Source organism: Shewanella sp., assembly GCF_013214165.1.
Lineage (GTDB): Bacteria > Pseudomonadota > Gammaproteobacteria > Enterobacterales > Shewanellaceae > Shewanella.
In genome coordinates this window covers 1-9,715 of the sequence record NZ_JABSSM010000107.1, presented here as the reverse complement: position 1 = coordinate 9,715, position 9,715 = coordinate 1, and the positions used below count along the sequence as shown (strand labels likewise).

Genomic DNA, 9,715 nt, shown 5'->3' with positions numbered 1-9,715 from the left:
AATTGTCTGACGCTTCAGCCGAGCGTAGTGCTGCAGGTTGTAGCATCAAGCTGGACAAAGAGCCAATCATCGAATATCTAAACTCCAACATAGTCATGTTGAAGTGGATGATTGCCGAAGGTTATGGCGACCGTCGTACTATCGAGCGTCGTATTATCGCGATGCAAGACTGGTTAACTAACCCTGAGTTACTAGAAGCCGATGCCGATGCCGAATATGCGGCAGTTATCGAAATCGACATGAGCGACATTAAAGAGCCAATTCTTTGTGCGCCAAACGATCCAGATGATGCGGTACTGCTATCAGACGTTAAGGACACTAAGATTGACGAAGTCTTCGTCGGTTCTTGTATGACTAACATTGGCCACTTCCGCGCCACGGGTAAGATGCTGGATAAGTTTGCCACTACCCTGCCGACACGTCTATGGATCGCGCCACCGACTAAGATGGATCGTGACCAGCTTACCGAAGAGGGCTACTACGCCATATTCGGCCGTGTGGGCGCTCGCATCGAGATCCCTGGTTGTTCTCTATGTATGGGTAACCAGGCTCGTGTTGCCGAAGGTGCGACAGTGGTATCGACTTCAACGCGTAACTTCCCTAACCGTCTCGGTACTGGTGCTAATGTTTACCTGGCTTCTGCCGAGCTGGCTGCCGTTGCGGCTCTGTTGGGGCGTCTGCCTTCTGCCGATGAATATCAGACTTATGCGAAAGAGTTGGACGCGACTGCGGCCGATACCTATCGTTACCTGAACTTCGATAAGATGCAGTCTTATACTGAGAAAGCGGCTGAGGTTATCTTCCAGTCGCCAGTATAAATGCATCACTGACCTAGTGCTCTTGAGTGCTAGGTTCAGCTAAGGCGTTTCGCTGCTAGCGCTAGGCTAGAACAAAAAAAGCTAGATTCATTCATATGAATCTAGCTTTTTTATGGGTGTTATTTTTGACTTAAAACTTAAAACTTAAAACTTAAAACTTAAAACTTAAAACTTAAAACTTAAAACTTAAAACTAATTATGATACTTAACCGCCATATCGATTAAAGGCTCACGACTGGCTTTCTCGGCCCTGAGTCTGGCGAGATATTTTTCCCACAAGTCGACCTGATGAGTAGCGAGATCATATAGTACCTTCCATGAGAATAAGCCTGTGTTATGACCATCGTCGAAGGTGATCTTGACCGCGTAGTTTCCCACGGGATCTAGGGCCTTAATATTGACGTTTTTCTTGTGAGTGACGAGTACTGGATTACCATGGCCGTGGACTTCGGCCGAGGGCGAATAGACACGCAACATCTCACAACTGAGCTGAAAGGTCTTGCCGTCATCGAACGTCACCTCTAACAGGCGAGATTTTCGTTTAAGCTTGAGGGCGGTAACGACTGGATTATAGTCTGGAGAAGTCATTATATGGACCTGTAGGGTAAGATGTCAGCTTCGGGAACAAGTTTAGAATATAAGTTAATACTTTATGTGAGTCACTTATGTTACTAAGTTAGGGCCTAGGTTTGAGTGCCTAAGCCCTATAAGTACATTATAGAATAAAGCGACTCAGATCTTCATCTTGTACTAGCTCATCGAGATGGTCTTTGACGTATTTCTCATCGATAACCGACTCAGAGCCGGAGTTATCCGAGGCACCATAGGATAGCTCTTCCATCAAGCGTTCCATCACAGTATGTAATCGACGCGCACCGATATTCTCTGTGCGCTCATTGACCTGCCATGCTGCCTTGGCAATAGCGTCGATACCGTCTTTGGTGAATTCAATTTTAACACCTTCGGTCGCCATCAAGGCAACGTATTGCTCAGTCAATGATGCGTGTGGCTCGGTTAAGATGCGTTTGAAGTCATCGGCTGTCAGCGCTTGTAGCTCGACACGGATAGGCAAGCGGCCCTGAAGCTCAGGGATCAGATCCGATGGCTTAGACATCTGGAATGCACCAGAGGCAATAAATAAGATATGGTCGGTCTTAACCATGCCGTGTTTAGTGTTAACCGTACAACCTTCTACCAGTGGCAGTAGATCACGTTGAACACCTTCGCGTGAGACATCGGGACCTGAGCTTTCGCCGCGCCTACAGATCTTATCGATCTCATCGAGGAAGACGATGCCGTGTTGTTCAACCAGCTCAATAGCCTGCTCTTTCAAATCTTCTTGGTTAACGAGTTTAGCGGCTTCCTCTTCGATCATCAGCTTGTAGGCTTCCTTGATCGGCATCTTGCGACGCTTACTGGCTCCTGGGCCCATATTTTGGAACATGCTCTGCAGCTGATTAGTCATCTCTTCCATGCCAGGAGGTGACATGATCTCTATGCCGACCTGAGGCGCTGAGACATCTATCTCTATCTCTTTATCGTCCAGCTGGCCTTCACGCAGTTTCTTGCGGAAGATCTGGCGCGTGCCCGAGTCAGCTTTAGTTTCGCTGTCCCAATCTTCTTTTGGCTTAGGCAGCAAGGCATCTAGAATGCGCTCTTCGGCGGCTTCTTCGGCCCTGAACTTACATTTTTTCATGTGTTCTTCACGCGTCAGCTTGACGGCTGAATCGGTGAGATCACGAATAATCTGTTCAACTTCCTTGCCGACATAACCCACTTCGGTGAACTTGGTGGCTTCCACCTTGATGAAAGGGGCCTTAGCCAGCTTAGCCAGGCGACGAGCAATTTCCGTCTTACCGACACCGGTCGGGCCGATCATCAAGATGTTTTTCGGGGTCACTTCCTGACGAAGATCGGCATCGAGTTGCATACGGCGCCAGCGATTACGCAGGGCGATAGCCACGGCGCGCTTGGCATTCTGTTGGCCTATGATGTGACTGTCTAACTCATGGACAATCTCACGTGGAGTCATTTCAGACATATTTTTTCCTCATGCATCTCTGCATTTTATCTGCAGTCGTTACTTGTCATTGATCATTGAAACAAAGCGACTCGAGATCAGTAATTTAATTCTTCGATGGTCTTGAACTGGTTGGTGAATACGCAGATCCCGCCGGCGATCGTGAGCGACTTCTGTGCTATCTCAGTCGCTGTCAGTTCGGTATTTTCAAGTAGAGCCGTGGCTGCTGACTGAGCGAATGGGCCACCAGATCCGATAGCAATAAGATCATTTTCTGGCTGAATTACATCACCATTACCTGTGATGATCAGCGAGCACTCAGAATCGGCAACGGCCAAGAGAGCCTCTAATTTACGTAGCATCTTATCGCTACGCCAGTCTTTTGCCATCTCAACCGCGGCTTTCATCAGATGCCCCTGATGCATTTCTAGCTTGGCTTCGAAGCGTTCGAATAGGGTAAAAGCATCGGCGGTACCGCCAGCAAAACCTGCCAGGACCTTGTTATGATATAGGCGACGAACTTTTCTGGCATTACCTTTCATCACGGTATTACCAAGTGATACTTGGCCATCTCCGGCGATGACGACCTGGTTATTACGGCGAACTGATACGATTGTGGTCACGAATGAATCCTCTTCTCAAACTGATGCGGCTGTGGCATCAGTGGGTGATAGAGAATATATGGGGGGGCGTGAGTGGAATATCAAGGATTAATCCCAATTCTATTGAGTATTAATATGGAAAAAGGGAAATAGCCTAGCTAGCGGCTAGCGTGTCAGTTTTGCTAGGTCGACAGCCTGACTTATAATAAGCCCGCAGTATGTCGTCTTTGCATTTGCTGCCAAGTTTCGAATTAACTGCGGGCTTAATGGTATGACTTACTTCTTCACATACATCAAGAAACAGCCATTGATGCCGGCTTTTTGTAAGGTGTGCCTATGTTTTTCCGCCTGTCGCTTGCGAACGTATGGGCCTAGGCTGACCTTATACCAGTCACCCGTGGTGCCTCTTACCTTAGAAATATCGGATGCTAATCCCTGGAAGGCGATGACGGCTTTCATCTGCTCGGCTTGAGATTGGGTCCTGAAAGAGCCACATTGCATCTGATAGCTATGGGTCGGCGCCGTAACTTCGGGAATATCGACCTCAACTTGCATGTTTTGCAGTTCCTGCTGATAGGTCCACTCCTCTTTAGGTTTAGGAGGAAGAGCCTTAGGAGCTTGCTTCTGAGTCGGCTTGACTGCAGTTTTATCAACCACAGGAGCCTCTTTTTCATCAAGCTGTTCAGCACTGTTGTTGATGGTCCAAAGGAAGTAACCGAAGCCAGAGATTAGGCTTAGGGTGACTAATAACAACACCAACGGAAAGCGTCTGGGCGCGGGCGCCTGACGCTTACTACGTGTGGTTTTGTTTTTTGCCTTAGCTTTCCTTGTTGGCCTTGTATTAGCGTAATCGCGATTTGTCATAGTATTGAAATACCGTCTGGTTACATGCGGTCTAAGGTTTCAATACCAAGTAGATCAAGACCTTGCTTCAGTGTCTTGGCCGTAAGTTGGGCGATGAGCAGGCGGCTCTTCTTCTGTGCTTCGGTTTCTGCTGCCAGGACTGGGCAGGCTTCATAGAAGCTAGAGAAGGCGCCGGCAAGTTCAAACAGGTAAGCACACATGGCGTGGGGTTGACCCTTTGCCACCATACGAGACAGAACCTCACCAAACTGCGCGAGTTTATTGCCCAGATTTTTCTCTTTATCGTGCTCAAGTACGATCTTAGCCTCGCTTAAATCTATATCTTTGGCGCGCTTAAATATGCCAGCGACACGTGTGTAGGCATACAGCATATAAGGGGCCGTGTTGCCCTCGAAGCTGAGCATCTGCTCGAAGCTGAAGATGTAATCGCTGGTGCGGTTCTTGGAAAGCTCGGAATATTTAACTGAGCTGATGCCGACCACCTTAGCGATCTGGGTCAGTTCAACTTCATCCATATCCGGATTCTTGCTGCGTACCAGTTCCAATGCGCGGGTATCGGCTTCATTCAGAAGGTCGACTAATTTAACCACACCACCAGAGCGAGTCTTAAATGGGCGGCCATCGCTGCCATTCATTGTGCCGAAGCCCATATGCTCTAGGCTGAGTTCCGGACGGACAAACTTGGCTTTGCGGGCCAGGTTAAACACCTGCTGGAAGTGCAGCGCCTGACGCAGATCGACTAAATACAGGACGCGATCGGCTTTTAGGACATCGGAGCGGTAACGCATCGCCGCCATATCGCTGGTGGCGTACAGGTAGCCGCCGTCCGCTTTCTGTATGATAACCGGCAGAGGCTCGCCTTCCTTGTTCTTAAACTCATCCTGGAAGACGACTTTAGCGCCGTTACTCTCTGACAAGAGCCCTTGTGTATCTAGTTCCTTAATCACTTCTGCGAGATCTGCGTTGTAAGCACTCTCGCCGCGCACATCTTCACGGGTCAGGCTGACGCCCAGACGCTTATAGACGTCATGACAGTGGCTGAGGGAAACATCATTAAACTCACGCCATAGCTTGTTGCAATACTCGTCGCCGGACTGCAGCTCGACCACCAGCTTGCGGGCGCGGATGGCAAACTCTTCAGATTCGTCGAAACGTACTTTCGCGGCGCGATAGAAGGTTTCGAGATCGGAAAGCTCCATTTGAGCCTCTTCACCGTTTGCGGCGCGTAGCTCTTCCATATAAGCCAGTAACATGCCGAACTGAGTTCCCCAGTCACCCACATGATTTTGACGTATCACCTTATGGCCCTGAAATTCTAAGGCGCGCACCACGCTATCGCCTATGACAGTCCCGCGCAGGTGGCCGACGTGCATCTCTTTGGCCAGGTTGGGCGAAGAGTAATCGACGACTATAGTTTGCTGCTCTGGCAGGCTGATGCCTAAGTGCTCATCTTTCAGTGCTACCATCAGTTGATTGGCTAAGGCATCTTCATCGATAAAGAAGTTGATAAATCCAGGGCCCGCGATCTCAACTTTCGCTACCTGACTGTCTTGAGGCAAGCTGTCTATGATGAGCTGAGCTATCTCTCTGGGATTCTTGCGGGCAACTTTAGTCAGCATCATTGCCAGATTGGTAGCGAAATCACCATGGGTCTTATCTTTGGTTCGGTCCACCTGAATTCGAGCTTCAAAATCAGTCGGGATAATACCCTGTTGTTTAAGGACGTCTAGGGCTTGGATGAGCAAAGATTGAATATGTGATTTCATTGGCGTTTAATTGCTACTTACTAATGATAAAAAGATTTAGGGATAACCACATATTTTAGCCGCTAGTGGTGATCAATTGCTATCCTCTGAGGCAATTAAATTACATTTTTTTTATGTGAATTTAACTTATAGCAGATCTTGAGGATCTCTGTCTAAGCTCCATCGACAACGCTTAGCCAGTGGCAGGGCCTCAATTTGAGGCAGTGCATGTTCGAATGCCTGTTGCAGTTGATTTCTATCTTTAGTCTGAAAAATCAGGTGTCTACGGAACTTTCCGGCTTTCTTGTCCATGGGGGCTGGCATGGGGCCTATGACTTCGGACTCATCGTTTTGAGGCAGAAATTGCGCCACTTGGGAAAGAAAATTGTCGGCATCTATGGCCTGATGCGCTTCGGCGCGTATCAAGAGCATATGCCAGGCCGGAGGCAATAGTGCTTGTTTGCGTTCATTAAGCTGTGCTCTGGCAAACTCGCCATAACCTTTATGCATGAGTTCACGTAAGATGGCGTTATTGGCCTGATGTGTCTGCATCAGCACAGTGCCAGGCTTTCTAGCGCGTCCCGCTCGACCTGATACCTGGGTATAGAGTTGCCCAAAACGTTCCGGTGCTCTGAAGTCGGCACTAAACAGGGCGCCATCGACATCCAGCAAGCCCACTAAGGTGACATCGGGGAAATGATGGCCCTTAGCTAACATCTGAGTGCCCACCAGTATCTTATATTCTCCCTTGTGGATGGCGTTAAGGTGAGCCTCGAGTGCACCTTTTCTGCTGGTGGTATCGCGATCGATGCGCACCACTGGATATTTAGGGAATTCTTTTTCTAATGCCTCGGCGAGCTGCTCAGTGCCGACACCTTGGCCCATCAACATGGTGCTACCACACTCGTGACATTGACGTGGAATGGCGTAATGGTTACCGCAGTGGTGGCAACGGATCTCACCCAGAGATTGATGCACGGTAAAGAAGGCGTCGCAGCGATCGCATTCATGGAGATGGCCACATTCATGGCACAGTAAGGCGGGGGCAAACCCTCTGCGATTGAGGAACAGCAGCACCTGGTTACCGGCATCTAGGTGGATCCGCATCTCGTTGAGCAGGGCATGGGACATGCCTGTTTTCAGAGGCTGGTTGCTGATGTCGATAATGCCCTGACGGACCTTCTCGGCGTTGCCCGCTCGTTGGCCTAACTCCAGATGCTTATAGCGTCCGCTGAGGGCATTTTGCAGACTCTCCAGTGATGGCGTGGCAGTACCTAGCAATACCGGGATCTTCTCCAGATGACCACGCATGACGGCTAAGTCCCGAGCATGATAGCCGACACCTTCTTGCTGCTTAAAACTGGAATCGTGTTCTTCGTCTAAAATTATCGTCCCCGGATAAGCCATAGGGGTGAAGAGCGCCGAGCGTGTGCCTATGATGATGGCGGCTTCGCCGGTTCTTGCCTGACGCCATGCCGTTAACCTTTGGTTGTCGGTTAACCCCGAGTGAATGACCGCGACCTTAACCTTGAAGCGGCTCTTGAATCGACTGATGGTCTGAGGGGTCAGGCCTATCTCAGGCACTAATATTAGCGCCTGTTTTCCTTGCTTGAGTACGGATTCGAGTAAGGCGAGATACACCTCAGTTTTACCTGAGCCTGTGATGCCTTCGAGCAAGGTACAGTGGTAGCCAGATTGCTGATTGAGGGTGGCAACGGCTACTGCCTGCTCGGGGTTGAGGGTTAATGGCTCTTCTCCTAGCTCAAGATTGTCTCGCCAACTGAGATCTATCTGGTTAGTGCGCTCATCTTTAGCTATCCAGCCTTTATCGTGTAAGGCCTTAATGGCCGGCTTACTCAAGGCTAAGCTGGTGACTTCTTCTTGGGTCATCTCGGCTGCGAGTAGGGCCTGCATTACCTTCTTCTGTGCCGGAGCTCGTTTTAGCGTGTCTAATGAGGCCGCATTTCCTGCGTCCGTCACGGACCAGAAAGTCGTGGTGTCGGCGCAGACTGCGGCACCTTTACGCAGTGCGACGGGAAGGGCCTGAGACAGCATCTGACCTAGACTACAGAAATAATATCTAGCCGCCCACGCAGTGAGTTTATAAAGAGGCTCGGGTAGTAAAGGTTCGTCATCGAGCAGTTCAAGGATAGATTTTATTTGATGAGGTGCTAAGTTACAGGTATCGCTAGTTCGAATAACCAGACCTATTAATTGCTGACGACCGAATGGAACCTTGACTCTCATGCCCTTTCTAGGCACAGGTGTGACAGATTCAGGTACGTTATAACTGAAGGTTTGTCGCATAGGAACGGGTAGAGCAACCTCAACGAACAGGGGCATAGACAGGCAGGCTTAATCATAGAGCAAAGAATAAAAGCAGTGTACCTAGGCTGATCGATTAGGGCTACTGTTATATAATGCTAAGTAGGCATATAAAAGGAATTAACTCAATGACAAAAATGATAAAAGTGACACTGTGCTTGATCCTTTTTATCGGTGCATCCTCCATCGGGGCTGGCTATGCTAATGCACAAATTTCCCACGTGAGTATCAATGAACAACAATTTATTTTAGGTGGCAATCCCAAGTTCAGGTTAAATATCGTTTCTCAGGATGCGAGTCTGAACAAGATGCAGTTTGTTGTCCGCCAGATGAGTGGTGAAGAAAGGTTAATGGTCAAACCTATCAATAGTTTTCTCTTGTTGGTGACAGGTGTTGAGGACGTAGTGGATCCGAGCGCAACCTTAGTGGTCAGAGAGTATCGGGTCAATAAATGGCGTGATGTGAAAGTATTCCCCTTGTTTAAGGGCCAGCAGTTTAAGCAGCAGTTAGCCGAGGAACTTGCCGTCACGTCTTCGGCCGCTGATCTTAGTATCGAGAACAGCGCATCGAACGCGTCGAGTTCAAGCTATACAATTGCAACAAGCGACTCCAGGTATAGGCTTGCAGCAGTGAGTCAGAGAACGACTCCACTCACCCCAGCCAAGGGGCAAGAAACGGCCCGACACAGGGATGCATTGGTCGATAAGTCCTGCACGCTCAACTACACACCTGCAATGACACTCTGGCGCATCGGGACTGAACATGGAAAAGAGTGGGGGATAAGCACATACGGCGCCATGATTGCCATTTTTGAAGCAAATCCAAAGGCGTTCAACCAAGGTGAAATTAGTGGCCTGCGAGCCGATGTTTCATTGCGCTGTCCTTCGCATGCATTGAGGCAAAGGTATTCGAACCCTAGCTTGGCTAAGCAAATGTTTGAGGCGTTACAGTTATAATGTTCGAGGCGTTACAGTTATAAGAAGCTTAGAGCTGAGACCAACGCTAGGCTTTAGGGCGGCAGCGCCTTCGAGGACGGCGCTGAAGATAAGTGCTGATGAGCTGTTGGCAATACAAGATTAAACATAAAATCACAGCATATAGCATGCAATTGTGCAGCCCCGTGTTTTGCCACTTGCATATTTTTTTTAATCCTGTAATATTTCGCGGCTGAATATTCTATTAACCGCATGTGGTGTCCGACTTCGGGTTGGGAAAGCGACATGGCCTTCAACTTGAGGTAATCCAAATGAAAACAGGCATTCATCCTGATTATGCAGAAATCACTGCAACTTGTACTTGTGGTAACGTTATCAAGATAAATTCAACTGCAGGTAAGTCACT

General features: G+C 48.9%; 9 protein-coding genes. 3 read left to right on the top strand and 6 right to left on the bottom strand.

Annotated elements, in window-relative coordinates; translation table 11 throughout:
- Nucleotides 1-818, top strand: an 818-nt coding sequence (locus HRU42_RS19160; protein ID WP_295033467.1) for an aconitase family protein, incomplete at its 5' end; no start/stop codon positions are given.
- Nucleotides 819-1,010: 192 nt separating this feature from the next.
- Here the strand turns inward: HRU42_RS19160 and HRU42_RS19155 are convergent.
- From HRU42_RS19155 to priA, 6 genes are all read right to left on the bottom strand, one after another.
- Nucleotides 1,011-1,406 (bottom strand): DUF971 domain-containing protein, encoded by a 396-nt coding sequence (locus HRU42_RS19155; protein ID WP_295033466.1) that lies wholly within the window; start codon nt 1,404-1,406, stop codon nt 1,011-1,013.
- Between the two features lie 127 nt (nt 1,407-1,533).
- Nucleotides 1,534-2,859, bottom strand: a complete 1,326-nt coding sequence (hslU, locus tag HRU42_RS19150) for an ATP-dependent protease ATPase subunit HslU (protein ID WP_295033464.1) — start codon at nt 2,857-2,859, stop codon at nt 1,534-1,536.
- Between the two features lie 77 nt (nt 2,860-2,936).
- Nucleotides 2,937-3,461 (bottom strand): ATP-dependent protease subunit HslV, encoded by a 525-nt coding sequence (hslV, locus tag HRU42_RS19145; protein WP_112351607.1) that lies wholly within the window; start codon nt 3,459-3,461, stop codon nt 2,937-2,939.
- 255 nt (nt 3,462-3,716) lie between these two features.
- Entirely contained in the window at nt 3,717-4,304 is a 588-nt protein-coding gene (locus HRU42_RS19140; RefSeq protein WP_295033461.1) for an SPOR domain-containing protein, read from the bottom strand.
- Nucleotides 4,305-4,324: 20 nt separating this feature from the next.
- On the bottom strand, nt 4,325-6,070 hold the full coding sequence (gene argS / locus HRU42_RS19135) for an arginine--tRNA ligase (RefSeq protein ID WP_295033459.1): 1,746 nt from the start codon (nt 6,068-6,070) through the stop codon (nt 4,325-4,327).
- A 126-nt stretch (nt 6,071-6,196) separates the two neighbouring features.
- Nucleotides 6,197-8,392 (bottom strand): primosomal protein N', encoded by a 2,196-nt coding sequence (priA, locus tag HRU42_RS19130; protein ID WP_295033458.1) that lies wholly within the window; start codon nt 8,390-8,392, stop codon nt 6,197-6,199.
- 110 nt (nt 8,393-8,502) lie between these two features.
- Between priA and HRU42_RS19125 the strand changes: the two genes are divergently transcribed.
- Nucleotides 8,503-9,330 carry a hypothetical protein gene (locus HRU42_RS19125; protein WP_295033457.1) on the top strand — a complete coding sequence of 276 codons (828 nt, stop codon included), beginning with the start codon at nt 8,503-8,505 and terminating at the stop codon, nt 9,328-9,330.
- A gap of 290 nt (nt 9,331-9,620) precedes the next feature.
- The coding region (rpmE, locus tag HRU42_RS19120) for a 50S ribosomal protein L31 (RefSeq protein WP_295033469.1) at nt 9,621-9,715 on the top strand (95 nt) is incomplete at its 3' end.